This is a genomic window from Paracoccus sp. (in: a-proteobacteria), from assembly GCF_047605025.1.
GTDB lineage: Bacteria > Pseudomonadota > Alphaproteobacteria > Rhodobacterales > Rhodobacteraceae > Paracoccus.
In genome coordinates this window covers 1-24831 of the sequence record NZ_JASGGO010000043.1, presented here as the reverse complement: position 1 = coordinate 24831, position 24831 = coordinate 1, and the positions used below count along the sequence as shown (strand labels likewise).

The following is a 24831-nucleotide window of genomic DNA, read 5'->3' as shown; positions in this document are numbered from 1 at the left end:
GGCGCCGCCATCAACATGCCCGATAGCAACTCGGCCGAGCGCGCGCTGCGGCCCACCCGCGCGCAAACACTGGCCCGCGCCATGACCCTGATCGAGACGGCCAAGCTCAATGCCGTCGATCCCCACGCCTGGCTTGCCGACACCCTCGACAGCATCCACGACTACACAATCAATCGGATCGATGACCCGCTGCCATGGAAATGGCGCGCGTAGCGGTCAGACCGGACGGTTACCAGGTTCGCGGGGCACATCCTCGTGCTCCGTGGCGGCATGTCGGCAAAGGACCGGAACCAAGCACCGGAGCGCGGGTAGCATCCTGCGATCGGCCAGTCAGGCAGGCGGGGCGATCAATCCGCCGCCGACAATGTGCTGCCTGGCCGTTCAGGCGGAAATCGCGAAGCTCGATCGTCATGCTGCGGCGCAGAATGCATGACGGCTTTGCCGAAACATGCCTACTGTCCAGAGTTTGCCCAGCCTATATCCGCCTTGTCCGAAACAAGCCCGATGATTGGGCAAGATGATAAAGGTGCCGAGATGTCCGCTGTCGCAATGAGCCATAACCATGCTGCCGCCGGCTTTGGTGGGGTGTTCGCTCGCGTGACCGCGATGATCGCCGCCTGGAACGACGCCCGCGTCACCCGCCGTGAACTGAACGCGCTGACGGATCGCGAGTTGAACGATATCGGCCTGACCCGTGCCGATATCGAGCATGTCGCCCGCGGCCTCTGAGGCGGTCGCCCTTGATGGACGGACCCCGTGGCGGTGCTGCGGGGTTTTTTCATGCGCGCGGGGTCGGGAAGCCCGGATCAGCGGTATCCGCCGAAGATGATCGGTCCCCTGCTTCCTCCGCCAGGATCGTCCGCACGATCGCGAGGGGCAGAAACATTCTCAACGGGTTCGAGGGCAGAGCCGTGAACCCATAAGCCTCGTAGAGCGCCTTTCGCCGGGCGACCCGCTCGGGATCGCCGCAGTCGAGAACGTCGAGCATGACGACGGCGATCCCGACCATGTCGGCGGCATTTGCGATGCGGCGCAATGCATCGACCAGCAGATCGCCGCCATAGCCGCCGCCCTGGAACTTCCGGTCGCGACCCATCATCGAGATATAGGCCGCCGGGATGTTGCCATGAGACGGACGGCTGCGGGCATAGCGCGTCGGCAGTTCGTCGTATTGAACCGCATGGGTATTGATCGCGTAGAAGCCGATCACCTGCCCCTCTGGGTCGGCCATGCCGAAAAGCCGGACATTGTCCGCTTTGGCAAGCTTGTTCGCCGTCTTGCGGAAATAGTTGTCGACCTGCTTGATGCCGTAGGCAAAACCCGTCCGATCATGGCGTGACGGGTGGAACGGCTCGATGACGAAGCCGACAGGCGCTGCGGAGGCCATTATTTCGAGGCGATGGTTTCCCGGTGCCGGCGAAAGGCGGCTTTCAGGGCCTCTGTCGGAGCGGGCGGCGTATCGAGCGCCGCGAAAAAGGCCGCGCGATCGACCGGATGCAGGGGCGTGCGCTCATGCGCCGCGATGGTGGCAAGCGCGGCCTGATCGGCCGCGTTCATGGTAAAGGCGGAATCATCCACGCCCGACAGGGCCGCAGCCTGCTGGATCGCGCTTTTGATGCACGGCTTGGTGCGGAAATTCATCCGCGCCTCGTTGCGCTCATCGATCCGGCGTGCGTTGTCGTGAAAGCTGAACATGGCGATCTCTGGCTTGTCGAAATAAGCCAGGCGTCCGAAGCGGTTCCGCCACGGCCATCAAGTGAAGGACGGCAAATGGGCCTCGAATATCGGGAAAATGGGGACTTGTGCTCACGGGAAGGCCCCTGAAATGAAAAAGGCAATGCAATGTCGTCATCGCAAGGCCTTCGCAGCCAGGATACGCGCCTGAACCCGCATTGTCAGCAAGGGCAAGCTGGCCGAGTGGCAGAATGGTGCGGATCACTGCCGAAAGGGATTGACGATCCGAAGCCTGCCCTCGATCAGCTGGCCGTGCTGGAGATCTTCGGTATAGAGCCGTTCGCAGCCGCTGGTCAGGGCGGCCGAGACGATCATCGCGTCATAGACCGAGAACCCGTATCTTTCGCCGACAGCCAGGCCCACGTCATGGATCCTCGCCGAAAGATCGATCACCTCGCACAGATTGCACACACCCGCGAGGAAATCACCGGCCTCCCGCCAGGACATCCCGGCCTTCCTGATGCAGTTGACCAGGGCCTCGTTCAGCACCTGGACGCTGATCACGCCGCCATCCGCCAACAGGCCGGCCGCAATCTCGGCTTTCGGGCCGTCGTCGAGCAGGTAGAGGACGATATTGGTGTCGAAGAAATCAGCGCGCATTCGCGTTGTCGCGGCTCATTCTTTCCGTGGCGGGCAGCCGCCCGCGAAACCGGCGCAGATCGGCAAGCACATCCTCGGCCGAGGGCCTGCGATGCACGGCAAAGCCCTTTTCGGCGGGATGCAACTCGATTTCATCACCGGCCTTCAGCCCGAGTTCGCGCACGAGTGCGGCGGGCAGCCGGACAGCCAGCGAGTTGCCCCATTTCGCGATCTGCATGAGCCTGGCCTCCCGCAAAGGATATACGCTTTGTATATGTATATCTTTCGCTGGCGTCCTTCAAGTCTGCTGGAGCGGTCGCGTGCCCGCCGGCAACCTGAATGATCTGGCCCGCTTCCGCGCCACGCATGCCGCGCACGAGTATCCCGAAGCAAGGAGAACGATTCCTGGCGACGAAGTCGGCGCCGATTTTCCTGGATCCGGCAAGGCCGCCCCACCTGCGGCAGGACGGCTTGATATGGTCGAGGACACCTGCGACCTGACCGGGATCCATCTGCCGAAGGGTGAGTTGCGCGGATGCCGCCATATCCAGGAAACGGAGTTTAGAATGACCAACAAGCGATCCAAAACCATCACACCAATATAGGGCGCCCCACCGACGCTCTCAGGATCAGATCGGGCTGGGATACCTCGCCGACGGGGGCGTCGCCCGACTTGCCCTCGATCCGGTCGATCAGGATCTCGGCCAGCCTGCGGCCCGCCATTTCCACGGATCGCTGCGTCGCGGTCAGCGGCGGCGAGAAATCCGCAGATGACAGGCCCCGCAACTGATCGTCATGCGCCACGACGCTCAGATCCCTGCCGATTTCCAGGCCGGATTCCGCTGCGGCGCGATACACCCCCTTTGCCAGAAAGATCGAGCCGCAGATGATCGCCGTCGGCGGTTCGGGCCGAGACAGCAGCAGGGTGCCGAATTTCAGCCCGTCCTCTTCGGTCATCGCGGTTTCCAGCGCCAGATCGGGATCGACGGGGACGTGGCGGCTTTCCATCGCCGCGCGATGGCCCGCTTCGCGTGCGGCGGAATAGCGGAACCGTGCATAGGAATTAAGGACCGCGATCCGCCTGTGGCCATAGTCCAGCAATACCTCGGTCAGGCGCCGGAAGATCTCGAAATTGTCCACATCGACGTAGGAGTATGGGATATCCGTGTCGCTGCGGCCATGCACGACGAAGGGGATGCCGGTTTCGGCCAGTAGCCTGATCCGCGGATCATGCACCAGCGGCCGGGTGATGATCAGCCCATCGACCATGCGCGAGGTCGCCAGCCGGCGCAGGACCGCGGCCTCGTCCCCGTCGCGAAAGGGCGACAGCAGCAGGTTGTAGCCGCGTTCGGTCACCACGTCGCTGATGCCGCTGAGGACATCGACGAAATTCGTCTGCACCAGGCGCAGGCGTTCAAGGGGAAAGACCAGCCCGATCGCCTCGGTCCGGCCGATCGCCAGGCCGCGCGCGCGGGCATTCGGGGCATATCCCAGGCGCTTGGCGGTCGCCGCCACCCGTTCCCGCGTGGCCGGGGGAATCGAGGGGTGATTGCGCAGCGCGCGGCTGATGGTCGATTCCGACAGGCCCAATTCCCGCGCAACCGTCTTCAGCCCTACCCCGCGACCCTGATTCGTCTGCTGCGTCATGAGCGATTTTTCCCTGCGCTTGCACGGGTGGATTTCCTGATTTTCGTGTAAATCCCGGCAGGAATCCGGTCAATCGGCAAAGTGTCAATTCCATTTACACAAGCGCTTGTGTGTTCTATGCAAGCGCTTGTGCTGAACGAAATCTCTGGGAGGAGACCCATGGACATCACCCTTCCGGCCCGCGCCGGAACCTCGCTTCGGCGTCTTGCCGCCGTGGCCGCGCTGGCATCCGCCACGGCGCTTGCCCCCTCGCTCGCCTCGGCGGATGTGCGGATCGAATATTGGCAATATGTGTTCGATTCCCGCGTGAAGGCGATGGACGCCCTGATCGACGCTTTCGAGAAGGAAAATCCCGACATCAAGGTCAAGCAAGTCACCTTCCCCTATGCGGATTACCAGACCCGCGTCGTGGCCGCCCATGCGGCGGGCCGGGGGCCGGACGTGGTGCAGCTTTTCTATGGCTGGATCGACAACTTCGTCGATGGCGGCATCCTTCAGCCGCTGCCGCAGGACGCCTTCCCCGCAGCCGCGATCGAGGCGGATTTCTTCCCCATCGTCGGCGCGATGAAGCGTGACGGCCAGTATTACGCCCTGCCCACGGCGGTGCGGACCATGGCCCTGTTCTATAACAAGAAGCTGTTTGAGCAGGCCGGCGTGACCGAGCCGCCCAAGACCCTGGACGAACTGGTCGAGGTGGCGCAGAAGACCGCCAAGCACGACAATGGCGGCAACCTGATCCAGGCCGGGATCGCGCTGGACATCGCCCGGCAGGACCATCACTGGTGGCGCACGATCCTGACCGCGCAATATGGCGGCGCCCCCTATTCCGAGGACGGCAAGACCGTCACCTATGACAGCGAGGCCGGGCTGAAGGCGCTGGACTATTACCTGGACCTGCAAACCGAATACAAGGTCGGCAAGGAGGGGTTCATGGACGAAGGCCAGGCCGCTTTCCGCGCCGGGCTTGCCGCGATGGTGGTGGACGGCACATTCCGTCTGGCCAGCTATGGCACGATCAGCGCCTTCGAATGGGGCGTGACCGAACTGCCGGCAGCGGCGGACGGCACGCGCTCGAACTATGCCAGCTATTTCGCCAACGGCATCGGCTCCTCGGCCAAGGGCGAGGAACTGGAGGCGTCCAAGAAGTTCCTGGCCTATATCTCGTCGCCAGCCGCGATGGAGCTGTGGCAGAAGGAAGTCGGCGAACTGCCCGCCCGCAAGGCCGTCGCCATGACCGAGGCGAACCTGGCCGATCCGGTCTTCGGCCCCTTCGTCCGCGCGCTGGACTATTCGCAGACCACGCGCTTCGTCGATGAGGCGGCGCAGCGCCAGGTCGCCATCGACATGGTGAACCGCGTGCTTCTGCAAGGCCAGGCTCCGGCGGAATCGCTGGCCGAGGCCGCCAAGGCCGAGCAGGCGCTGCTGGACAAGCATTTCGCGAAATGACCCGTCCGGCCTCGGCCACGCCTGGCCGGGGCCCTCTGCGGTTTCAAGCTTTAGGATCACATCATGACACCATCCGACCAGCATGGCGGAGGGACGGGTTCCCCGCGCCTGTGGGACAGGCTGTCGGTCACGACCAAGCAGATCGTCTGGGCATGGGCCTTCCTTGCCGTCCCGATCCTGTTCTTCAGCGTCGTGCGCTTCTATCCCACGCTGCAAGCCTTCTGGCTGTCCCTGACCGATTGGGACCTGCTGAACGAGGCCAATTTCATCGGCCTTGAGAACTATCGCATCATGCTGTCCGACCCGCTGTTCTGGCAGGTCTTCCGCAATACCTTCGCCTATCTTCTGATCGGCACGCCGATCAGCATCCTGATCTCATTCATGATCGCCTATTACCTGGACCGCGTGCGCTTCATGCACGGCACGATCCGGGCGCTTTACTTCCTGCCCTTCCTGACCACGGCGGCCGCGATGGCCTGGGTCTGGCGGCTGTTCTACCAGCCCCCGCCCATCGGCATCATCAACAGCTTCATCGGCATGCTGGGATTCGAGGCGCAGCCCTTCCTGCGCTCGACCGACCAGGCGCTGCCCGCGATCATGGTCACGGCGATCTGGGCGGGCCTGGGCTTTCAGATCATCATCTTCCTGGCCGGGCTGCGGGCGATCCCCACGACCTATTACGAGGCCGCGCGCGTCGATGGCCTGAGCGAGGGCACCATCCTGCGCAAGATCACCCTGCCGCTGCTGAAGCCGACCACGGTGTTCCTTGTCGTGTTCTCGTCCATCGGGTTCCTGCGGATCTTCGATCAGGTCTACAACATGACCAGCAACGATCCCGGCGGGCCGCTGAACACCACCAAGCCCCTGGTGCTGATGATCTATCAGACGGCCTTCACCTCATACCAGATGGGCTATGCCGCGGCGCAGACCGTCGTTCTGTTCACCATCCTGCTGGTCATCACCATGATCCAGCTATGGATCCTGCGGAGTCGCTGAGATGAGCCAGACCACAACCCCGGCCGCCCCGCGTGGCATCCGCCCCGGCCCTGTCATCGCCTGGACCTGCCTGTTCATCGGCGGGGTCATCATGATCACGCCGCTGTTCTTCATGTTCTCGACCTCGCTGAAAACGGCGGGCGAGGTCTTCGACCTGCGGCTGATCCCGGCCAACCCGACGCTGGAGAACTATGTCCGCGTGCTGTCGGACGGCCGCTTCGTCGGCTGGTTCCTGAACTCGACCCTGATCGCGGTGGTCACCACGGCCTCGTGCCTGTTCTTCGACAGCCTCGTCGCCTATACGCTGGCCAAGTTCCAGTTTCCGGGCCGCAAGCTGATCTTCTTCGCGATCCTTTCGACGCTGATGATCCCGACCGAGATGCTGGTGATCCCCTGGTATCTGATGTCCAGCAGCCTGGGCTGGACCGACACCTATTGGGGCATCATGTTCCCCGGCCTGATGACGGCCTTCGGCGTGTTCCTGATGCGCCAGTCCTTCGAGACGGTGCCGAACGACTTCCTGGAAGCAGCCCGGATCGACGGGCTGAACGAATTCACCATCTGGTGGAAGATCGCGATGCCGCTGGTCAGCCCGGCGTTGTCGGCGCTGGCGATCTTTACCTTCCTCGGCAACTGGACCGCCTTCTTCTGGCCGCTGATCGTCACCACCGACCGCGATCTTTATACGCTGCCGGTCGGGCTTTCCAGCTTTGCCGTCGAGCAGTCGATCCAATGGGAGATGATCATGACCGGGGCGGCGCTGTCTACCATCCCGACCCTGCTGATCTTCTTGTTCTTCCAACGCTATATCGTGCGCGGCGTGATGCTGGCGGGGGTGAAGGGATGACCATCGTTTCCGACACCTTCCCCGATCCGGTCTATCGCGACACGGTGCTGGTGCCGCTGTTCGACGGCGCGCGCCTGGGCCATGCCGATGCGCTGCGCCAGGTGGACAAGGCGCATCTGGTGATGCTGGCCGAGACCGGCATCCTGACGCCCGCGCAGGCCGGCGCCATCGCCGACGGCCTCCGCGCCGTCTGGGCCAAGACCGATCCCGCCGCCATGCGCTATACCAACGATGTCGAGGATTTCTTCTTCGCCATGGAAAAGGCGCTGAAGGCCAGGATCGGTCCCGATCTGGGCGGGCGGCTGCATACCGCGCGGTCGCGCAACGACATCGACCACACGCTGTTCCGGCTGGGGCTGAAACCCCGGATCGAGGCGGCGCTGGCCGAGGCGCGCGCGGCGCTGGCCCAGCTTCTGGACACCGCCACGCGCGAGGCCGAGACGCTGATCGTGGCTTATACCCACGGCCAGCCCGCGCAGCCGACCACGCTGGGCCATTACCTGTCCGCCGTGGCCGAGGTGCTGCTGCGCGACCTGGCCCGGTTGGAGGCCGCGCTGGATGTGGTGGACCGCTGCCCCCTGGGCGCGGCGGCGATCACCACCACCGGCTTTCCGACCGACCGCCATCGCGTGGCCCGGCTTCTGGGCTTCGCGGCGCCCTTGCAGAATTCCTACGGCTGCATCGCCACGGTGGATTACATCTCATCTACCTATTCGGCGCTGTCGCTGCTGTTCCTGCATCTGGGCCGCCCGGTCCAGGACCTGCAATTCTGGAGCAGCTTCGAGGTCGGCCAGATCCGCCTGCCGGGCGGGCTGGTGCAGATTTCCTCGATCATGCCGCAAAAGCGCAACCCGGTCGCCATCGAGCATCTGCGCCACCTGACCAGCCAGGTCTGGGCGCGCAGCAATGCGGTGCTGGACATCCTGCACAACACCCCCTTCACCGACATGAACGACAGCGAAGGGGAAACGCAGGAGTTCGGCCATCAGGCGTTTGACACCGCCCTGCGCGTGCTGGGCCTGTTCGGGCGGGTGATGGCGGCGCTGCGGGTCGATCCGGCGCATGTGGCGCGCAACCTGCGCCTGTCCTGCGCCACCGTGACCGAGCTTGCAGACGTGCTGGTGCGCGAGGGCGGGCTGCCCTTCCGCACCGCGCATGAGATCGCCTCCGAGGTCTCGGGCGCGGTGGTGGCGGCGGGGCAGGATCTGTCCGCCGAGGGCTATCCGCATTTCCGCGCGGCCTATCAGGCGGCGACCGGCAATCCGCCCGAGATGGACGCGGCGGCCTTTGCCCACGCCACTTCGCCCGCGCAGTTCGTCGCCGTGCGCGACCGCTTCGGCGGTCCCGCGCCCTCGGCGCTGCAACCGGCGCTGGCGGGCTACCGGGCCGAATTGCAGGCGCTTGCGGACCGGGCCGCCGCCCGCGCCGCGCAGACCCGCGCGGCGGCGGCGGCCCTTGAACAATCCTTCAACACGCTCACGGGAGGAGCATGATGGCCAGCATTACCCTCGACAAGATCGTCAAGAACTACGGCGCTGCCACCGCCGTCCACGGCATCGACCTGGACATCGCCGATGGCGAATTCGTGGTGCTGGTCGGCCCCTCGGGCTGCGGCAAATCGACGACGCTGCGCATGATCGCCGGGCTGGAAAGCATCTCGGGCGGCACGCTGAAGATCGGCGACCGCGTGGTCAACCACATGGAGCCCAAGCAGCGCAACATCGCCATGGTGTTCCAGAACTATGCGATCTATCCGCATATGACGGTGCATCAGAATATCGGCTTCGGGCTTTACAACTCGAAACTGTCCAAGGCCGAAAGGGATGCCCGCGTGCAAGAGGTCGGCAAGGCCCTGGGCCTGTCGCATCTGCTGGAGCGCCGCCCCGCCGCGCTGTCGGGCGGCCAGCGCCAGCGCGTCGCCATCGGCCGCGCCATGGTGCGCGATCCTCAGGTCTTCCTGTTCGACGAGCCGCTGTCGAACCTGGATGCCCAGCTTCGCGGCCAGATGCGGCTGGAGATCAAGCAGTTGCACCAGCGCCTGGGCAGCACCATCGTCTTCGTGACCCATGATCAGGTCGAGGCCATGTCCATGGCCGACCGCATCGTGGTGATGAAGGACGGCCGTATCCTTCAGGTCGGCGCGCCGATGGACCTCTACAACCGCCCTGCCGACATGTTCACCGCCCGCTTCATCGGCAGCCCCGAGATGAACATGCTGGATGCCGAACTGACGGGCGACGGGCTGACTTTCGGCGCGAATGCCGGCAAGGTCGTGCTGGCCGCCGATGCCCTGCCGGCCCCGGCGCGCAAGGCATCCTCGCCGCGCGTGGCCCTTGGCGTCCGGCCGCAGGACCTGACCCCGGCGGATGCGGGCGCGACCGACGCGGCGCTGGTGCTGCACGGCACCGTCCGCGTGGCCGAGCCGCACGGGTCCGAGACCTTCGTGCATCTCGACCTGCCCTCGGGCAGCGTGATCGCCCGTGCCCCCGCTTCGGCCAGCTATCGCCCCGGCGATGCCGCCAGCTTCAAGGCGGATCTGGACAGCATCCGCTATTTCGACCGCGAAACGGAAAAGCTGATCGCCTAGCCGCCTTTCGGGTCCGATGCCATCAGGCTAATGCATATTAGCCTGATGGCATCTTTCCTGGCCGCAAGATTGCGAAACCAATGTAAGCGTTCGCAGGGCATCACGGACGCTTGCTGCGGTCTTCGCCGATCTTGTGCGGTTGCTATTGGAGCGCCATTGGTTCGAGCGCCATGGCGAGGGACCATGCCGGTAAAGGGATCCTTGCGCAGAACGGATGATACCAGCGACGCCAACCCGTCATGATCCTTCCCGGGCGAGCCATGGGCGCCACGACGAAACATGGTTTGCCGACAACGCATGAGGTGCGAGCATGGGGCAAAGCTGGGTGGAAACGGAAACTGCCGGGTGCGATCTGGGCGATGAGCGGCTGAATCGCGGACTCGGATCGTGCAGCGCCGCGCCCCGGCAAACGGCTTTATTTTCCCGCCATGTCACATTCTGATGCCGTGGTTTGTCATCTCCTTTGCGACCAAGTTGCACAGGAGTTGAAGATGACGACCAGAAGCACCGCGACAATCGATCCGCGGGCCCCCTGCCTGACGCTGATCAATGTCTATAAGGTTGAGCCTGGCAAGCAGGCGGATCTTGCGAAAGCACTGTCGGAGGCCACCGAGAGCACCATCCGGCATCAGCCGGGCTTCATCTCGGTTTGCATTCACAGCAGCCTTGATGGCCAGAAGGTGGTCAACTATGCCCAATGGGCCTCGAAGGAGCATTTCGAAGGGTTCATGAAGAAGCCCGAAACCCAGCAGCAGCTGAAGGTATTCGCGGGGCTCGCGCTTTCGGTCGAGCCGAGCCTTTACGGTGTCACAGCGGTTCACGCCGGATAATCCGCAGGGGGCAGGATCGTGGGGCCAGGAATATGAACGACACCCCGTCAGATCCGGTGTTCGCGGATCTGCGTCCGCGTCTGGTTCGGCTTGCCTATCGGATGCTGGGCTCGGTTGCCGATGCCGAGGATGTCGTCCAGGATGCCTGGCTCCGTTGGCTGGCGACCGACCGCGACACGGTTCGCCAGCCTGCGGCCTTGCTGCGCACCATCGTGACCCGGCTTTGCCTGAATGAACTGCAATCGGCTCGGCGCAGGCGCGAAACCTATATCGGGCCGTGGTTGCCGGAACCCATCCTCAGCCCGGATGAGCCGGACTCCATCGACGACATCACGCTGCCGCTGATGCTGGCGCTGGAACGGCTCTCGCCGCTGGAGCGGGCGGCTTTTCTGTTGCACGATGTCTTCGGGATGGGTTTCGATGATGTTGCCGCCGCCATCGACCGCGAGACGGCCGCCTGCCGCAAGCTTGCCACCCGTGCCCGCGCGCATGTTCAGGCCGCCCGCCCGCGCTTTCCGGTCTCGAAGGAACACGGGCAGGAGATCGCCGCCGCCTTCTTCACCGCCTCTCGAAGCGGCGACATGCAGGCGCTGCGTTCACTGCTGACCGAGGACGTGACGGCCTCCACCGATGGCGGCGGCAAGGTGCCCGCCTCGCCGCGCCCGCTTGTGGGGATCGCAGCGGTTATGGCGCGGCACGCCGAGCTTGCGCAGGAGTTCACGGCCACGCCATCGCTTCTGATCCGCCATGCGATGATCGACGGCTTGCCCGGCTTCGTCACTGTCGAGGGCGGCGGGATCGTGCAGACGACCGCGCTTCAGGTCGAGGGGGACAGGATCGCCGCGATCTACATCACTCGCAATCCGGACAAGCTGCGGCATCTGAACGGCGTGCCTGTCCAGTAGATGCGCAGCGTTTGATGCCAGGCGGGCCAACGGTCAGGCAGCGTCAGGGCGTGATCAGCGGCACCGTCGGGAAATAGGTCGCATAGCGTGCAGCATCCCTTGTCAGCAGCGCGTAATCGCGAACCGCCGCATGGGCGCCGATGTAGAAATCCGGCAGGGGCGAGGTTCGCGCGCCGCCCCGGCGCCTGTAGCCCAGATAAGCCTTTCCAGCCAGAAAGCCCGCTTCCCAGGGCAGATCCTCGCGCTGGAACAGGCCGGATGGCAGAAGCTGGTCAAGGTCTTCGATACGGCTGAACGCAACTGAAACCTCAGCATAGATCAGGGGGTTGATCACCAATTGCCGCCCCCGACCCGCATGTTCCAGGGCGCCGGCCGACCACCTGCCCCAGTTCGGATCGTCGGTCGCGATGTCGATCAGAATATTGGCATCGACCAGAACACGCGACATCCCTCAGTGCTCATCCGCACCACGGGTCAGAGCCATGATGCTTTCGGTTGTCATGCCGGTGTCCGCCCTGCCACGCAGCCGCGCGATGGCTGCGGAGAGCGCGGGGTTGTCCGGTTGCTCGCGGCGGCGAAGGACGCGCACGACCCCATCGTCGCCGATGGTGAATTCAAGCTCGGTGCCGGGCAGAAAGCCCGCCTGCTCGCGGATCGCCTGCGGGATGGTGACCTGGCCTTTGCTGGTGATGCGCATGATGCACTCCTGTATTACTCGTAATGTAATACCGGGCATCCGGGATGGCAATGATGTGGCGGGGGCAGGATCGCTGTCTGCCATTGCCAAGACCGTCTTACTGGGACAGACGGCCTGCCAGCGCCTCGATCCCGGCTTCCGTGAAGACCTCGATGCCATGCTGGGGCAAAAGCGCAGCCGTCACACCTGCGCCCGCGTGCTTCCTGCCTGCGAAGGCACCGTCGTAGATGAGACCGCTGCCGCATGTCGGACTGCCATCGACCAGCAGCGCAAATCTGCATCCATGTTCACGGGCCAGCGCCAGGGCCGCATGGGCACCGGCAACATATTGGTCGGTCACATCCCGGCCCGTTGCCTCGATGACGCGGGCGATCCCGGCAAGAACCGTTGCGCCGGACTGGCCGTCCGCAATCTCGGCCGGAGGGCGCGGCACGCTGAATCCAGCCGTCAGCTCCGGGCGGATCGAAACGAGGCGCCCTTCGGTCCGCCATTGAGCCATGAGGGGATGCACCAGCGGCCTCGCGGAGCCGTTGTCCCGCACAGGGCGACCAAGAAGGCAGGCGCTGACCAGAATCTTGCTCATAGCTGACCCGATATTTCCTACCCCCTTACCTCAAGGCCACGCTCACCGCCTTCGTCAGCGGCTATCCACAAAGCCGTCTCGACAACCTGCTGCCGTGGAACCTCAAGCCGTCAAGCTAAGCCGCCGCCAATCTCGGCTTCATAGTCGTGGTCGAGGATCCGGCCCGTTGCGGCCTCCGCACGCCGCAGCTCGAGATCGTCGCCCGCATGCGCGAAAGCTTCGGCATCAAGGTGATCGTGGCCAGCGCCGACGGCTCCTTCCATCCGCTCTTTCCCGAAGCCGCCGTCGATACCGGCCAGTTGGACGATCTACGACAATACGGCCCATGGCGCGGCCGTGCAGAACGCCTTCGAGATGACCCAGGCGCTTCGCTGAACCAAGGCCCCGATGCTCACAGCAGGAAATCCCAGGCGCTCAGGTCGATGGACTTGCCGATCCGGATCGCCATGTCGGCCACGCCGTCGCCGTCCACATCCGCCTGCACATAGGTGGCATCCGCGGTGCGCAGCCAGCGCAACTCGCCCGCATGGCCGCCGAAGGCGCGATTGCCGATATAGGTGAAATCCTGGCCGCCATCCGCCAGGCTGTTCGCGTCGATGGCGGAAAGGTCGATCCGGTCGCCATCCGCGCGGGTGAAATCGTCGATATAGTCGCGGGCGCGCGGCGTCGAATCGGCCAGGTCGGCAAAAACGAACAGGTCCGCCCCCGCGCCGCCATAAAGGCTGTCGGCGCCCAGGCCGCCGATCAGCCGGTCGTTGCCCGCGCCACCGAAAAGCTGGTCATTGCCCCAGCCGCCGTCCAGCCGGTCGGCGCCTGCCTCGCCGTAAAGCCGGTCATTGCCGGGACCGCCCTGCAAGCGGTCATTGCCCGCGCCGCCGCCCAGCCAGTCATCGCCCGCACCGCCGGCCAGCAGATCGTCGCCCGCCTCACCGTAAAGCGTGTCGTCGCCGGGGCCACCATCCAGGCTGTCATTGCCGGTGCCGCCGTAAAGCGTGTCTTTGCCCGCCCCGCCAGTCAAGCTATCCGTGCCCGCCTCGCCATAGAGCCGGTCGGCGCCATCGCCGCCCCAGGCCAGGTCGTTGCCATTGCCGGCGTAAAGGCTGTCATTGCCCGGCCCGCCCAGCAGCCGATCATCGCCATCGCCGCCGTAAAGCCCGTCATGGCCCGCCTCGCCCAACAGAGTGTCGTTGCCGGCATCCCCGTAAAGCGTGTCATAGCCGGCCCCCCCAAAAAGCTGGTCATGGCCCACCTCGCCCAGCAGGGTATCGGCCCCGGCCCCGCCCAGCAGCCGGTCCGCGCCGAAGCCGCCGAAGATCTTGTCGGCACCGCCCATGCCTTGGATCGTGTCGGCGCCGGCATAGCCGGCCAGCGTCTCGGCCAGGTCGGTTCCTCGCAGCAGGTCGTTCCCGGCCATGATCAGCCGCGTGACCGCCCCGTCATCCGAGCTCGCATAGGCCTCGGCCAGCGCCGCCGCCGACAGCGCCAGCCCCGCCGCCTCGAAGATAGCCTGGCCGGCGCGGGTGATGTCGATCCGATGCAGGCTGCCAGCGCGCAGTCCGCCCGGCCCCGCGCCGCCATAGGCCAGGCCCTGGCCGGCCAGCAGCGCCTGGTCCGAGGCGCCGTCGAACAGACGCAGCGCCGTGGCCGAGCGTTCGACCATGGCAAATCCCAGCACCTGCGACCAGTCGATCCACGTCATGTTCCGTATCGCGCCGCCGCGCAGCGTGATCCTTGCCATCGGTTACACCTTTAGATTGTATCTTGCAAGTGATGAACGCGCGGGGGGGATTGCAAGTCATCGCCGCACCAGCGCCGGCTCGCCGGGCAGGCGACCTTCCTTCTTGCGGTAAAGCAGCCGGTCGGCCTGGTGGAGCAACTCTGCCGGATCCCAATGCGCGGCGCTGGCCATCGAGATGCCGATGCTGATCCCGACCGAGACCGCGATGCCGCCCTTGCCCACATCAATGGGCTGGCGCACCGCCTCGGTCAGGCGGCGGGCCATCCGCTCGGCCTCCTGCATGTCCTCGCAGCGCATCAGCACGGCGAATTCGTCCCCCGCCCAGCGGGCCGAGACATCCGACTCGCGCATGCAGCGGCCCAGACGGGCGGCGACCTCGCGCAGCACCAGATCGCCGGCGGCATGGCCGAAATTGTCGTTGACCGGCTTGAACTTGTCCAGGTCGCCGAACAGCAGCGCCAGGTCGCTCCGCGCGCCGTCCCGGACGGCCAGCATGGCCTGCAACCGCCTGTTGAAGCCGGCGCGGTTCAGAAGCCCGGTCAGCGGGTCGGTCTCGGCCTCGCCCTGCATGGCCAGGTGACGGGCATAGGCCTGCGTCGCGTCCTGGAACACGACGACCCCGCCCATCGGCTGGCCGTCGGTGTCGCGCACCACGGCGGCCGAACTGCTGATCGGCAGCTTGCCGCCCACGCGCGTGCCCATCAGCACCTGCGAGGTTGGGGCGGCGGCGGGCCAGTTGAACAGGTCGGGACTGAGGCTTTCGCCCTCGGCCGTCTCCAGCGCCATGACCTGGGCCAGTGTCCGCTCGGCCGAACTGCTCCAGCCGGTCATGCGCTCGGCCGCCGGGTTCATCCAGGACACCTGGCCGTGATTGTCGGTGGCGATGATGCCGTCGCTGACCGCGTCGAAGGTGGCGCGCAGGATCTGGCGCTGCTCGTGGACCTGGGCCAGCGCCTGCACCAATTGCTGGCGGCTGCGGTAAAGCTCCAGGAACAGCCCGACCTTGGACAGCAGGATGCTTTCGTTGATCGGCTTGCCGATATAGTCGATGGCCCCGGAATCATATCCCCGCAGCTGGCTCAGTTCGTCCGTGTTCGAGGCGGTCATGAAGATGATCGGCGTCTCGGCCGAGAATGGGTTGTCGCGCAGCAGCGATGCGACCTCGAACCCGTCCATGCCGGGCATCTGCACATCCAGCAGCACCAACGCGAAGTTGTGGTCCAGCGCCAGCGACAGCGCCTCGTTGCCCGATTGCGCGGCGACGATCTCGGCGTCCAGGCGGCGCAGCAGGACGCGCATGGCGGTCAGGTTGGCGGAGATGTCGTCCACGATCAGGATGCGGGGGCGGTCGGCGCGGGCCGGATCGGTCGGAAGGGACTTGGTCATGGCATCCTCTCATCTGCTCGGAAGGTCGGGAGGAGGGGGAAGCGCCGGGCACGCCTGCGCCGTCGGCCGATAGATCCAGCGGCTGTCCGCCAGCGGCGCGAAGCGGTCGCCGGCGCTGATCGGCGTCTCGCGCCGGCCCAGGCACAGATGCCCGCCCCGCGCCAGCGAATCCGCAAACAGTCCCAGGGCACGGCGTTGCAGCGGGCGCTCGAAATAGATCAGCACATTGCAGCACAGGATCAGGTTCGCCTCGCAGAACACCGCGTCGGCGGCCAGGTTGTGGCGCACGAAGCTGATATGGGACATCAGCCGCGGATCCAGCCGCATCTGCCCGCCCTCGGCCACGAAATGCCGGGCAAGGCCGCCCGCGCCGCCGCCGGCCAGATAGCGCGGCTCGGCGTCCCGGATCTGGGTCGCGGGCAGCAGACCGCGCGCCGCCTGGGCCAGCGCCGTGGCCGAGATGTCACTGGCGAAGATGCGGCAGTGCGGCAGCAGCCCGGCCTCGTCCAGCAGGATCGCCATGGAATACGCCTCCTGCCCGGCCGCGCAGCCGGCATGCCAGACGGTGACGACCGGAAAGCTGCGCAACTGCGGCAGGACCAGCCGGCGCAGATCGGCCAGCGTGCCCGGCTCTCGGAACAGCTCGCTGACCGAGACGCAGATCTGGTCCACTACATGGCCGACGCGGGTCGGGTCGTCGGCAAGCCAGTCGCGCAGCGCGGCAAGCCCGTCCAGTTGCAGCCCGGCGCAAAGATGATGCAGCCGCCGGCCCAACGCCATCCGCCGATACTGGCGGAAATCATGGCCGAAGTCGCGATGGAACCATTCGGCGAAGGCGGTGGTCTCAAGCGGCATGGTCAAGCTGCGCCCGGATCTTGGTCAGAAGCGCCGGCATGTCCACCGGCTTGGTCATGTAGTCCGAGGCCCCGGCCGCAATGCAGCGGTCGCGGTCGTCCTTCATCGCCCGCGCGGTCAGCGCGATGATCGGCAACTCCGCCCAGGCCGCGCCGCCCGCCCGGATGGCCTGCATCGCCTCGTATCCGTCCATGTCCGGCATCATCATGTCCATCAGCACGATCTGGATGTCGGGATGCGCCTTCAGCTCGGCCATGGCCTTGCGCCCGTCCTGCGCCAGCACCACCTCGCAGCCGCGCGCCCGCAGCACCTTGGCCAGCGCGTAGATGTTGCGCATGTCGTCATCGGCCAGCAGCAGCTTGCAGCCCAGCGGCGCGCCATCGTCCTGGGCCGGGGCGACGAGCAGCGGCGCGGGCGGATGCACGACCTCGGGCGCGGCGGCCAGGAAGGTCTCGACCTCGTCCAGCAACCGCGTTTCGGACTGCTCGCCCTTCAGCACGATGCCGTCGGTATGGCTGCGCAGGCGCAGATGCTCGTCGGGCTGAATGTCGCGGGCCGAATAGACCACGACGGGCATGGTCCGGCCCGCCCGCGCCAGCCGGTCCAACAACTCGAGGCCCGACAGGCCCGGCAGACCGATGTCCAGGATCATGCAGTCGAATTCCTGCGCCTGGCACAGGTCCAGCGCCTCCTCGGCGGTCATGACCGGGTGCGGCTCGATCCCGGCGCGGGTCATCAGTTGCAGCAGCGCCTTCTGCATCCCCGCATCATCCTCGACCACCAGGACGCGGCGGCCCTTGCCGCGCCGGGGCCGCGCGGGGCCGGCGGGAACCGGGACGGGCACAGCCGGCGCCTCGGCCCCGCTCCCCAAGGGGATCGTCAGTCGAAAGACCGAGCCCCGCCCCGGCGTGCTTTCCACCGTCAGCCCGCCGCCCAGCAGCGCCGCCAGCTGGCGCGAAATCGCCAGGCCCAGCCCGGTGCCGCCGAATTGGCGATGCGTGCTGCCATCGACCTGCTCGAAGGGCTGGAAGATCGCGTCCAGCTTTCCGGCCGGGATGCCAATGCCGGTAGCCGGGGCTGCCCCTCGCCGGTGCCGGAATGGACCTTGAGGTAACCGTCCGGCAGCGCGGAAAGGACGCGCACCCGGCGGTCGCGGGCGACCTGCCCGACCAGCCCCTCGCCCATAGCATAGGAATTCGGCATGCCTTCCTCGGCACGATAGCCATAGGTAGCAAAGCGCCACAGCTTGTCGCGCGCCGGGTCATGCGAAAAGAACACCGCGACGTCCGCGCCAAGCTCGCGCGCCAGTGCGCTCAGCGCCGCCTGGGCGAAGCCCCGCAGGTTGTCCTGCGCCTGTACCGCCGCCGACAACCGCGTCAAGGCGCCCCGCACCTCCAGATCCTCGGCCCGCGCCACGGCCAGGTTGCGAAACACCAGCAACGAGCGGCCCATCGCCCCGATCTCGTCATGGCGGTCCTGATAGGGAACGGGCACATCGCGGTCGTCCTGCGACAGCCGCCACATGGCCGTGGCCAGCAGGCGCAGCGGATGGCTGATGCGGCGATGCAGGATGGCAAAGGCGGCCAGCGCCGCCAGCATGATCACCAGCCCGGCGGCGGCGGTCATATTGTGAAGCCGCTTCAGCGCCTGATCCCGTTCCAGCCGGGCGTCCTTCAACAGATGCCCGACCAGGGCCTTGAGCCGCGAGAACGACTCGGCCGCGATCTGGGTCGAGCCGCCCAGCGGCGACCGCGCCAGATAGCCGGCCAGCAGCGGGCCCGGCCGGACGCCCTTGTCGAAGGCACGCGCCAGCACCGGCAGCGCCTGCCCATCCAGCCATTGCGCGCTGGCGGTCTGGATCGCGATGGCATCGGTCAACGACTGGGCATTGGGCGCGGGCAGCGCCAGCAGCGCCTGCAAGGCCAGATCCACATCCCGATTGGCCTGGTCGAACACGTCGCGCCCCTGCGGAGTTCGGACGATCAGCGCCTGGATCAGGCCGATCTCGCGGGCCAGCATGGCGCGCTCGGTCGTCTCGATCGCATTCAGCCCGACGGTCACGTCGCGCACCTTGTCCTGCGCCGCTGTCAGCGAGCGGACGGCGAAATAACCGAAGGCGCTGATCATGCCCACGATCAGGACGAAGGACAGCATCACCAGCGCGAATTGCAGGCTGAGCGACAGGCTTTGGAGGCGCCGGTTCACGATGGTTTCTCCGTCCGTGGGTCGGCGGCGGGGCGCGTGGCCCGGCCGGGAATGTTCATGTCGAAACGGGATACGAGGAAACAACGAAAGGCGGGGCGGCCGGGGGGCTCACCCCCCCGACGCCGCCCGCAGGCCGCGCCGGCTTTCGGCGGTGGAAAGCTGGGCGTTCAGGCGGCGGAACTCGGCCAAGGCGCGGGGCTGACTGCCGGCGTTCAGATAGGCATAGGCCCGCAGCATCGCCAGGTCGCGGCGCAACGCGCCGGTGATCTGCTCGATGGCGTCGAAATAGCGGATGGCCTCGCGATAGCGGCGCTGCTCGTAGGCGGCGACGCCGCGCTGGTCCAGGATCTGGCGCTCGACATCGACGCGCTGACGGTGGTCGAAATCGGCGGTGGCGGCGATCTGCGCGGCAGGCTCGCTCATCCCCAGCTTCAGATAGGACAGGGCCAAGCCGTATTGCGCATCGCGGCGCTGGTCGGCATTCGGCCGTGCCGCCAGCACGGCCTTGAAATCGGCCATCGCGTCCATGGTCCGGTCGAGGTCATAGACGCACCAGCCCCGTTTCAGCACCGTCCCCGCCGCCCGCGCGCCGGCAGTGCGGGCCGCGCATTGCGCCGGGCTTTCCCCCCGAGGCGCGTGCGCCGGGGCTGCACGCGCCTGGCGGATGCCGCGCGCGGTGGGCTGGGCCGCAGCCCGCCGCGCCGGCTTCCCGGCCTCGGCCGGGGCCTTGGCGGGGGGCGCGACGCCCCGTCCAGCCAGCAGGCGCGCCAGCGCCGCGTCAAAGCGCCCGGCCTCGGCCGGGAAGCGGCCCGAAAGTTGCGCCGCCATGCCGCGCAGATCGGCTTCGCTAGCCGCCACATCGGCCTTTTCCAGCGTCGAGACCAACTCGCCCGGATCGGTGCAGGCCCCCAGCACGGCGCGATAGGTCGCCAGCGCATCGGCCCTTGCCCCGGCGGCGGCCTGCCCCTCGGCGATGCGCCAGGCGTTGTTGATGCGGTCGCAGCGCAGCAGGCCCGGCGTTCGCGCCGCCATGCTGCGCGCCGCCGCGACATCACCGCCTGCGATCGCCTGGTCCAGCGCCTGCTGGCCCTCGGCGGTTTCCAGCTGCGCCGCCATGTCAGGCGGCAGCGTCCAGCCCGGATTGTCGCGCCGGGCCTGGGCCAGGGTCTCGCGCGCCTGATCGATCCGGCCCGCCGCAAGCTGGCGCTGGAACTGCGCGATCAGGGCCTGCGGGGCCGCGTCGTCCGCCGCCAGTCGGCTCAGGTCCGAGGGCGGCGCCCATTGCGGATATTTCAGCCGCAGGCGGCGCAGCTCGGCCTGGATCGCCGCCTCCTCGTCCTGCTGGACGTAGAGCGTCAGCGCCAGCAGTTCGTCGGCGGGCGGCGCGGCCTGCGCCGATGCCGCCCCGGTCTGGGCGGCCATCAGCGCGGCGGCGAAAAGCAGGGTTCTGATCATATCGGCACGCATTCCGGGAATTGTGAGACCTGGGCCACCAGCGCCATCAGGTGCAGGGTGGCCGGATAATAGGGCTGGTCCTTGGCAAAGGGCCGCATCGCCGAGCCGACCGACGCCCCGTCCGCCGAAACCTCGCCACTTGCGCAAGCCGCCAGCGCGGCGACGGCGCCGTATCCGGCATGGGCGCTGCTTTCCAGCACTGCGCCGGTGGCGGGGTCGAAGACCACGGGATAGAGACCGCCGGGCGCGGCCCGGACCGCCGCCCGCGCGAAGGCCCGGACCGCTGGCGAGGCCGCCTGCCCCGACCACAGCGCGAACAGCGGCACGCGGATCGCCTCATATCCCGAGTTGCGCGAAAAGCCCACGGGCACGGGGGCCTGCCCCGCCGCCGTGAAGGCCACCCAATCGGGCACCGGCCCGGCCGCCGCCAGCCGATCGATCAGCCGCGCGCCGTCCTCGGCCAGTTGCCGCAGTTGCGGTTGCCCGGTCGCCTCGGCCAGTTCGCGCATCGCGCGCGGCATGTAATAGGACGGATTGACCACCACCTGCTCGGCGCTGCGAAACCCGGCCGCGCCAGGCAGGAACAGCAGGCTGCCGTCGCCCGCCGGATGCGGCGCGGTGCAAAGCCGCAGCAGGTCGCGCGTCACGGCCTCGGCCCGCTCGGCCAGGTCCGGGCGGCTCTGGCGCGCGGCGGCCAGGACCAGCGCCCAGGCGTGGAACAGGTCGCCATCTGCGGCATTGTTGTGGTCGGGCACCTGAGGCCTGGCGTCAGGCTGCCAGCGCCAGGCCAGCAGCGTGTCGTCGCGGATGGCGAGGTTGCGCTGGGTCCAGTCCAGGATCGCGTCGAAGGCTGCGCGGTCGTCAAAGATCGCGGCCAGCGCCAAGCCATAGCCCTGCCCCTCGGAATGGCTGGCGGCCTTCTGGAAGCCGTCCACCACCCGCCCGTCCTCGGACAGGCAGAGCGCCTTCCACGCCTGCCACGAGGCCGCCAGCGGATGTTCCTGCGCCCGCGCGGGTCGCCCGCGCGCCAGCATTGCCGCCGCCGCAAATCCCGACAGAAGCGTCCGTCGCCGCATCAGCGCAGCCTCCTCTTGCGATAGATCAGCACCACCGCCAGCGCCGGCAGGACCGACAGGATGCCGAGACCCAGCAGTGCGCAGGCGAACAGCAGGGGCGACCACGAAGCGTAGTTACCCAGGATCGGGAACAGGTTGGCAGCCGTCACCGGCCCCTCCAGGCGCGGCATCCGCACCGGGGTCCAAAGCTGCCAGCCGCCATCGTTGGACAGCAGCGCCGCGCCGCCATGGCCCTGACCGCCGTCGCGCAGCGCCGCCAGCGCCCGCGCCATGCCGCGCATCTGCGCCTCCGGCCCCAGGATCAGCGCCAGCGCCTGCGGCTGGTCACGGTCCATGCCGATCAGCAGCGCGTCGCCCCTCCGCCCCTCCAGCCAGTCGGACAGGCTTTCCCCCGAGGCGAGGAAAGCCGAGTTCCGCAGCCGTTCGCGCTGCCGGTCCAGCCAGGCCAACGGAGACCAGGAGGAGGAGGGCCGGGCAGCGGGGGCTTCGGCCTCGGTCAGGCGGAAGGCCGGCGCGGACGCGGCGGCCGTCTCAGGCGCGTGGGCGGGAAACAGCGCCTGCTGCAGGGCGCGCTGCGACACGTCGGCCAGCGCGCCGGGCATGGCGCTGAAATCCGTGACCAGCAGGGAGGCCGCCGGATCGGGCTGCGCCGCCGGGCGCAGGCTGGCGGCAAGCTGAATCGCGGCCAGCCGCATCCGCGCCGGCTGCGCAGCCTGCGGATCGGGCCGGACGCCCGCCGCCGTCAGCCCGGCCAGCGGCTCGGACAGGCCCGGCAGCCGCATCGCGGGCGCGTTCGGCACCGTCAGGCTGCTGTCCCGCGCGATCACCAGCATGTCGGTCTTGAGCGGCGGACAGGCGATGTCGGGCGGGTTTCCCGGCACCATCATCTCGAAGCTCAGCCGGTTCTCGCCAGGATGCAGCAGCCTGGCGGCGAAACCGACCTTCAGCGGCTCCAGCAGCTTGCCGCCGTCGCGGTCCAGCGGCAGCAGGCGCACGGTCCGGTCGTTCACCTTGACCAGCAGGATCGCGCCTTGGGGCAGGTTGTCGGCATGGCCGTAATGCAGATCCAGCCGCGCTTTCTGGTTGGCCAGCAGCAGCCAGTCGCCGGGCAGCAGGAAGCGAATATCCTGGCGGAAATAATGCGTGTTGCCGACGATGTCGCCCTGACCCAGTTGCGCCAGAGTCACGGGTTGGCCGGGAGGCAGCGGCAGGGCGGCACCGGCATCCGAGGCGGGCAGCGTGATCGCCCGCATGGCCTCGGACATGTCGGGCAGGCGGCCGCCGGCCTGGGCCACAACCATCACAGGCGCGCCGCGCCCGTCCAGCCGATAGGACAGGCCGGGCCGGGCCGCCCCGGCCAGCATGACGGAAATCCCCGCGCGCGCGCCCATGTCATAGGGGCTGCGGATCTGGAGAAATGCCTGGCCCAGCATGGCCTTGCCCAAGGCGTCGGTCAGCCCGCGCAGGGCGGCCGGATCGGCTTCGGCATCGGCAAGGACGGTCAGCGGTAGACCACTGCGGACCTGCTGCGCCAATGCCCTCGCGAAGCCCTCGGCCGAGGCGGCTGGCACCGAGCCCGCCAGCACCGCGCCGCTGCGGGCCAGGTCCAGCTCGGTCCAGACGCCGAAACTGGCATCGGGGCCGCAAAAGATGCGATGCGGCTGGCGCAACGCGATGCGGATGCGGTTCGGCCCCGCGACCAGCCCAGCGGCGGGAAGGTCCACCGGCCGGAAATCGCCGAAATTCCGCAGCGGCAGGTCCAGCGGCGCGGCATCGTTCACCGCGACCTGCATCAGCGCGGTTTCCGGCAGGACGTTTATGGCCGAGCGCAGGGCCAGCCGCAGACCTTGCGGCAGTGGCGCATCCTCGGGCAGGTCCAGCGCCAGGGTGATCGCCGCCACTTCGCCGGTCAGGCGCAGGATGCCGGGCTGCGGCAGACTCGCGCCCATGCGCGTGCCCTCGGGCAGTAAGGCCAAAGGCGACAGGCCCGACAGCCGCGCCGGGTCGGGGCCGGAGGGCACGGATTCGGCCGCGCCGTCGCGGATCGCGGGCGCGACCCCGATCACGGCGGCGGGCGGCGAGCCCGCGGCAGGAGCGGCTTCAGCGGCCGCCTCTGCGGCAGGCGCGGGCAGAACGATCTCCTGCGCCGGCGCGGCCAGGGGCGACAGCAGAGCGGCCAGCAGGGGGACAAGGCGCGGCGGGCTCATCCGCGGGCCTCGATCTCGATGAAATCCTCGATCGGGACGGGCATCGACTGGCTGCGATGCTCGACCGCGTCGAAATCGGCGCCAAATGCCATCAGATGCGCCGGCCGGGCGCTGCGATGCGCGTTCGAGGCCACCCGCCGCCGCCGCTCCGGTTCGCGCAGGTAATCTCTGGCCGTCCGGGGAATCGAGGCTAGCGTCAGCCCGATCACATAGGCCAGCCCGGCGATCAGCCCCTTGCCCTGTCGGGTCGCCTCGCGCTGCGCGCGCCAGACCTCGCTATCGCCGAAGATCATCTGCGCCACGGCCTCCTGCACCGCGACGGGCTGGTCGCCGACCAGCCGCAGCCCCAGCGTGGTGCCCTCGCCCGCCTTGCTGGACAGCGCCAGCACCACCGCGCGCACGTCTTGTTCCAGATGCGGGGCATTGGCGAATACCGGGCGGAAGCTGATCTCGTCGCCCTGGCGCACCATGACGCTGCCGATGCCGCGCGGGGCATGTTCCAGCCGCAGGCTCGCGCCGCTGGTCGAGACATCCAGCACCGTCGCCTGCACAGGCGTGCTGCCCGATCCGGCCCAGTTGGCGCTGGCAGGCAGGCGCAGGAACACGCGCGGCGCGGCACGGCGCTGCTGCTTTTCCGACACCGCCCGCAGCGACAGCGAGACCAGCAGCAGGTTGATCACCGCCCAGACGCCCACGACCGACAGCACGCTGCGGTCGCCCGGAAAGGCGATCCAGCGTGCCACCAGCGCCACCACCCCGGCCAGCACCAGCAGGAACAGCCCCAGCAGCGGGCCATGGATGGGCGAGATATAGTCCTCGGCCAGGGTCTCGTCCTTGGCGGTGACGTTGAACTTGGCCTCGCGCGGGCGCAGCATGGTGCGGATGATGGCGCGCGCTAGATAGGGCGCCTGCGCGATCTCGTAGACCTCCGAGATCAGCGGCCAGCGATAGCGCGAAAAGACCGCGCTCTGCACCAGCAGCACGACCGCCATATAGGCCAGCACATCCTTTTCACCGTTTCGGTGGCAATCTGCGAACTGCCTGCGACATGAAGTTCA

At 67.4% G+C, this 24831-nt stretch carries 28 protein-coding genes; 11 read left to right on the top strand and 17 right to left on the bottom strand.

Features of this window, described 5'->3' with window-relative positions:
- A partial coding sequence (locus tag QM682_RS17755) for a transposase domain-containing protein (RefSeq protein WP_415132157.1) occupies nucleotides 1-213 on the top strand: 213 nt, incomplete at its 5' end.
- A gap of 321 nt (nucleotides 214-534) precedes the next feature.
- Nucleotides 535-729: a DUF1127 domain-containing protein gene (locus QM682_RS17750; RefSeq protein ID WP_415132155.1), complete on the top strand. Its 195-nt coding sequence runs from the start codon at nucleotides 535-537 to the stop codon at nucleotides 727-729.
- Nucleotides 730-778: 49 nt separating this feature from the next.
- Here the strand turns inward: QM682_RS17750 and QM682_RS17745 are convergent, their stop codons facing one another.
- From QM682_RS17745 to QM682_RS17730, 4 genes are all read right to left on the bottom strand, one after another.
- A complete protein-coding gene (locus QM682_RS17745) occupies nucleotides 779-1387 on the bottom strand; it encodes a GNAT family N-acetyltransferase (protein WP_415132153.1) in 609 nt (202 codons plus the stop codon).
- Nucleotides 1387-1695 (bottom strand): DUF1778 domain-containing protein, encoded by a 309-nt coding sequence (locus QM682_RS17740; RefSeq protein WP_415132151.1) that lies wholly within the window; start codon nucleotides 1693-1695, stop codon nucleotides 1387-1389. The genes QM682_RS17745 and QM682_RS17740 overlap by 1 nt, the downstream gene beginning before the upstream one ends.
- Nucleotides 1696-1935: 240 nt before the next feature.
- Nucleotides 1936-2334: a PIN domain-containing protein gene (locus QM682_RS17735; protein ID WP_415132149.1), complete on the bottom strand. Its 399-nt coding sequence runs from the start codon at nucleotides 2332-2334 to the stop codon at nucleotides 1936-1938.
- Nucleotides 2324-2551 (bottom strand): AbrB/MazE/SpoVT family DNA-binding domain-containing protein, encoded by a 228-nt coding sequence (locus QM682_RS17730; protein WP_415132147.1) that lies wholly within the window; start codon nucleotides 2549-2551, stop codon nucleotides 2324-2326. The genes QM682_RS17735 and QM682_RS17730 overlap by 11 nt, the downstream gene beginning before the upstream one ends.
- Before the next feature lie 82 nt (nucleotides 2552-2633).
- On the opposite strand from QM682_RS17730, the gene QM682_RS17725 reads away from it, so the two are divergent.
- A complete protein-coding gene (locus QM682_RS17725; RefSeq protein WP_415132145.1) occupies nucleotides 2634-2918 on the top strand; it encodes a hypothetical protein in 285 nt (94 codons plus the stop codon).
- Here the strand turns inward: QM682_RS17725 and QM682_RS17720 are convergent.
- Nucleotides 2905-3960, bottom strand: coding sequence for a substrate-binding domain-containing protein (locus QM682_RS17720; RefSeq protein ID WP_415132143.1), 1056 nt, complete (start codon nucleotides 3958-3960; stop codon nucleotides 2905-2907). The genes QM682_RS17725 and QM682_RS17720 overlap by 14 nt on opposite strands.
- Nucleotides 3961-4119: 159 nt before the next feature.
- Here QM682_RS17720 and QM682_RS17715 point away from each other — a divergent pair, with 159 nt between their 5' ends.
- The 7 genes from QM682_RS17715 to QM682_RS17685 all read left to right on the top strand — a co-directional run bounded on the left by QM682_RS17715 (nucleotide 4120) and on the right by QM682_RS17685 (nucleotide 11571).
- A complete protein-coding gene (locus QM682_RS17715; protein ID WP_415132141.1) occupies nucleotides 4120-5406 on the top strand; it encodes an extracellular solute-binding protein in 1287 nt (428 codons plus the stop codon).
- A gap of 63 nt (nucleotides 5407-5469) precedes the next feature.
- Nucleotides 5470-6402 carry a carbohydrate ABC transporter permease gene (locus QM682_RS17710; RefSeq protein WP_415132139.1) on the top strand — a complete coding sequence of 311 codons (933 nt, stop codon included), beginning with the start codon at nucleotides 5470-5472 and terminating at the stop codon, nucleotides 6400-6402.
- A 1-nt stretch (nucleotide 6403) separates the two neighbouring features.
- Nucleotides 6404-7249 carry a carbohydrate ABC transporter permease gene (locus QM682_RS17705; protein WP_415132137.1) on the top strand — a complete coding sequence of 282 codons (846 nt, stop codon included), beginning with the start codon at nucleotides 6404-6406 and terminating at the stop codon, nucleotides 7247-7249.
- Nucleotides 7246-8742 carry an argininosuccinate lyase gene (gene argH / locus QM682_RS17700; protein ID WP_415132135.1) on the top strand — a complete coding sequence of 499 codons (1497 nt, stop codon included), beginning with the start codon at nucleotides 7246-7248 and terminating at the stop codon, nucleotides 8740-8742. The genes QM682_RS17705 and argH overlap by 4 nt, the downstream gene beginning before the upstream one ends.
- On the top strand, nucleotides 8742-9836 hold the full coding sequence (locus tag QM682_RS17695; RefSeq protein WP_415132133.1) for an ABC transporter ATP-binding protein: 1095 nt from the start codon (nucleotides 8742-8744) through the stop codon (nucleotides 9834-9836). The genes argH and QM682_RS17695 overlap by 1 nt, the downstream gene beginning before the upstream one ends.
- A 491-nt stretch (nucleotides 9837-10327) precedes the next feature.
- Nucleotides 10328-10666, top strand: a complete 339-nt coding sequence (locus QM682_RS17690) for an antibiotic biosynthesis monooxygenase family protein (protein ID WP_415132131.1) — start codon at nucleotides 10328-10330, stop codon at nucleotides 10664-10666.
- Nucleotides 10667-10698: 32 nt separating this feature from the next.
- Nucleotides 10699-11571: a sigma-70 family RNA polymerase sigma factor gene (locus QM682_RS17685; protein ID WP_415132129.1), complete on the top strand. Its 873-nt coding sequence runs from the start codon at nucleotides 10699-10701 to the stop codon at nucleotides 11569-11571.
- Between the two features lie 43 nt (nucleotides 11572-11614).
- Here QM682_RS17685 and QM682_RS17680 read toward each other — a convergent pair whose 3' ends face one another.
- From QM682_RS17680 to QM682_RS17670, 3 genes are all read right to left on the bottom strand, one after another.
- Nucleotides 11615-12019 (bottom strand): type II toxin-antitoxin system VapC family toxin, encoded by a 405-nt coding sequence (locus QM682_RS17680; RefSeq protein ID WP_415132127.1) that lies wholly within the window; start codon nucleotides 12017-12019, stop codon nucleotides 11615-11617.
- A gap of 3 nt (nucleotides 12020-12022) precedes the next feature.
- The gene (locus QM682_RS17675; RefSeq protein ID WP_415132125.1) at nucleotides 12023-12268 is read right to left on the bottom strand and encodes an AbrB/MazE/SpoVT family DNA-binding domain-containing protein; all 246 of its coding nucleotides are present in this window, start codon (nucleotides 12266-12268) and stop codon (nucleotides 12023-12025) included.
- A 97-nt stretch (nucleotides 12269-12365) separates the two neighbouring features.
- A complete protein-coding gene (locus QM682_RS17670) occupies nucleotides 12366-12851 on the bottom strand; it encodes a DUF523 domain-containing protein (RefSeq protein WP_415132123.1) in 486 nt (161 codons plus the stop codon).
- Between the two features lie 146 nt (nucleotides 12852-12997).
- Between QM682_RS17670 and traF the strand changes: the two genes are divergently transcribed.
- A complete protein-coding gene (gene traF / locus QM682_RS17665; RefSeq protein ID WP_415132121.1) occupies nucleotides 12998-13339 on the top strand; it encodes a conjugal transfer protein TraF in 342 nt (113 codons plus the stop codon).
- Here the strand turns inward: traF and QM682_RS17660 are convergent.
- From QM682_RS17660 to QM682_RS17620, 9 genes are all read right to left on the bottom strand, one after another.
- Nucleotides 13243-14589, bottom strand: coding sequence for a calcium-binding protein (locus tag QM682_RS17660; protein ID WP_415132119.1), 1347 nt, complete (start codon nucleotides 14587-14589; stop codon nucleotides 13243-13245). The genes traF and QM682_RS17660 overlap by 97 nt on opposite strands.
- A gap of 57 nt (nucleotides 14590-14646) precedes the next feature.
- Entirely contained in the window at nucleotides 14647-15975 is a 1329-nt protein-coding gene (locus QM682_RS17655) for a diguanylate cyclase domain-containing protein (RefSeq protein ID WP_415132117.1), read from the bottom strand.
- A 9-nt stretch (nucleotides 15976-15984) separates the two neighbouring features.
- On the bottom strand, nucleotides 15985-16830 hold the full coding sequence (locus QM682_RS17650) for a CheR family methyltransferase (protein ID WP_415132161.1): 846 nt from the start codon (nucleotides 16828-16830) through the stop codon (nucleotides 15985-15987).
- Nucleotides 16820-17863 carry a response regulator gene (locus tag QM682_RS17645; RefSeq protein WP_415132159.1) on the bottom strand — a complete coding sequence of 348 codons (1044 nt, stop codon included), beginning with the start codon at nucleotides 17861-17863 and terminating at the stop codon, nucleotides 16820-16822. The genes QM682_RS17650 and QM682_RS17645 overlap by 11 nt, the downstream gene beginning before the upstream one ends.
- Entirely contained in the window at nucleotides 17752-19035 is a 1284-nt protein-coding gene (locus tag QM682_RS17640) for a HAMP domain-containing protein (RefSeq protein WP_415132114.1), read from the bottom strand. Before QM682_RS17640 ends, QM682_RS17645 begins: the two co-directional genes overlap by 112 nt.
- Before the next feature lie 108 nt (nucleotides 19036-19143).
- Nucleotides 19144-20490 (bottom strand): hypothetical protein, encoded by a 1347-nt coding sequence (locus QM682_RS17635; protein WP_415132112.1) that lies wholly within the window; start codon nucleotides 20488-20490, stop codon nucleotides 19144-19146.
- The gene (locus tag QM682_RS17630; RefSeq protein WP_415132110.1) at nucleotides 20487-21566 is read right to left on the bottom strand and encodes a glycosyl hydrolase family 8; all 1080 of its coding nucleotides are present in this window, start codon (nucleotides 21564-21566) and stop codon (nucleotides 20487-20489) included. Before QM682_RS17630 ends, QM682_RS17635 begins: the two co-directional genes overlap by 4 nt.
- Entirely contained in the window at nucleotides 21566-23773 is a 2208-nt protein-coding gene (locus QM682_RS17625; RefSeq protein WP_415132108.1) for a cellulose biosynthesis cyclic di-GMP-binding regulatory protein BcsB, read from the bottom strand. Before QM682_RS17625 ends, QM682_RS17630 begins: the two co-directional genes overlap by 1 nt.
- Nucleotides 23770-24777, bottom strand: coding sequence for a hypothetical protein (locus QM682_RS17620; protein ID WP_415132106.1), 1008 nt, complete (start codon nucleotides 24775-24777; stop codon nucleotides 23770-23772). The genes QM682_RS17625 and QM682_RS17620 overlap by 4 nt, the downstream gene beginning before the upstream one ends.
- Between the last annotated feature and the right edge of the window lie 54 nt (nucleotides 24778-24831).

Excerpts from the sequence above, each read along its gene's own strand:
- QM682_RS17690 (WP_415132131.1), top strand. The coding sequence starts at position 10,328 with ATGACGACCAGAAGCACCGCGACAATCGATCCGCGGGCCCCCTGCCTG.
- QM682_RS17710 (WP_415132139.1), top strand. The coding sequence starts at position 5,470 with ATGACACCATCCGACCAGCATGGCGGAGGGACGGGTTCCCCGCGCCTG.
- QM682_RS17745 (WP_415132153.1), bottom strand. The coding sequence starts at position 1,387 with ATGGCCTCCGCAGCGCCTGTCGGCTTCGTCATCGAGCCGTTCCACCCG.
- QM682_RS17730 (WP_415132147.1), bottom strand. The coding sequence starts at position 2,551 with ATGCAGATCGCGAAATGGGGCAACTCGCTGGCTGTCCGGCTGCCCGCC.
- QM682_RS17720 (WP_415132143.1), bottom strand. The coding sequence starts at position 3,960 with ATGACGCAGCAGACGAATCAGGGTCGCGGGGTAGGGCTGAAGACGGTT.
- QM682_RS17650 (WP_415132161.1), bottom strand. The coding sequence starts at position 16,830 with ATGCCGCTTGAGACCACCGCCTTCGCCGAATGGTTCCATCGCGACTTC.
- QM682_RS17675 (WP_415132125.1), bottom strand. The coding sequence starts at position 12,268 with ATGCGCATCACCAGCAAAGGCCAGGTCACCATCCCGCAGGCGATCCGC.
- QM682_RS17680 (WP_415132127.1), bottom strand. The coding sequence starts at position 12,019 with ATGTCGCGTGTTCTGGTCGATGCCAATATTCTGATCGACATCGCGACC.
- QM682_RS17685 (WP_415132129.1), top strand. The coding sequence starts at position 10,699 with ATGAACGACACCCCGTCAGATCCGGTGTTCGCGGATCTGCGTCCGCGT.
- QM682_RS17740 (WP_415132151.1), bottom strand. The coding sequence starts at position 1,695 with ATGTTCAGCTTTCACGACAACGCACGCCGGATCGATGAGCGCAACGAG.
- QM682_RS17660 (WP_415132119.1), bottom strand. The coding sequence starts at position 14,589 with ATGGCAAGGATCACGCTGCGCGGCGGCGCGATACGGAACATGACGTGG.
- QM682_RS17630 (WP_415132110.1), bottom strand. The coding sequence starts at position 21,566 with ATGCGGCGACGGACGCTTCTGTCGGGATTTGCGGCGGCGGCAATGCTG.
- QM682_RS17670 (WP_415132123.1), bottom strand. The coding sequence starts at position 12,851 with ATGAGCAAGATTCTGGTCAGCGCCTGCCTTCTTGGTCGCCCTGTGCGG.
- QM682_RS17705 (WP_415132137.1), top strand. The coding sequence starts at position 6,404 with ATGAGCCAGACCACAACCCCGGCCGCCCCGCGTGGCATCCGCCCCGGC.
- argH (WP_415132135.1), top strand. The coding sequence starts at position 7,246 with ATGACCATCGTTTCCGACACCTTCCCCGATCCGGTCTATCGCGACACG.
- QM682_RS17635 (WP_415132112.1), bottom strand. The coding sequence starts at position 20,490 with ATGATCAGAACCCTGCTTTTCGCCGCCGCGCTGATGGCCGCCCAGACC.
- QM682_RS17715 (WP_415132141.1), top strand. The coding sequence starts at position 4,120 with ATGGACATCACCCTTCCGGCCCGCGCCGGAACCTCGCTTCGGCGTCTT.
- QM682_RS17655 (WP_415132117.1), bottom strand. The coding sequence starts at position 15,975 with ATGACCAAGTCCCTTCCGACCGATCCGGCCCGCGCCGACCGCCCCCGC.
- QM682_RS17735 (WP_415132149.1), bottom strand. The coding sequence starts at position 2,334 with ATGCGCGCTGATTTCTTCGACACCAATATCGTCCTCTACCTGCTCGAC.
- QM682_RS17750 (WP_415132155.1), top strand. The coding sequence starts at position 535 with ATGTCCGCTGTCGCAATGAGCCATAACCATGCTGCCGCCGGCTTTGGT.
- QM682_RS17695 (WP_415132133.1), top strand. The coding sequence starts at position 8,742 with ATGGCCAGCATTACCCTCGACAAGATCGTCAAGAACTACGGCGCTGCC.
- QM682_RS17625 (WP_415132108.1), bottom strand. The coding sequence starts at position 23,773 with ATGAGCCCGCCGCGCCTTGTCCCCCTGCTGGCCGCTCTGCTGTCGCCC.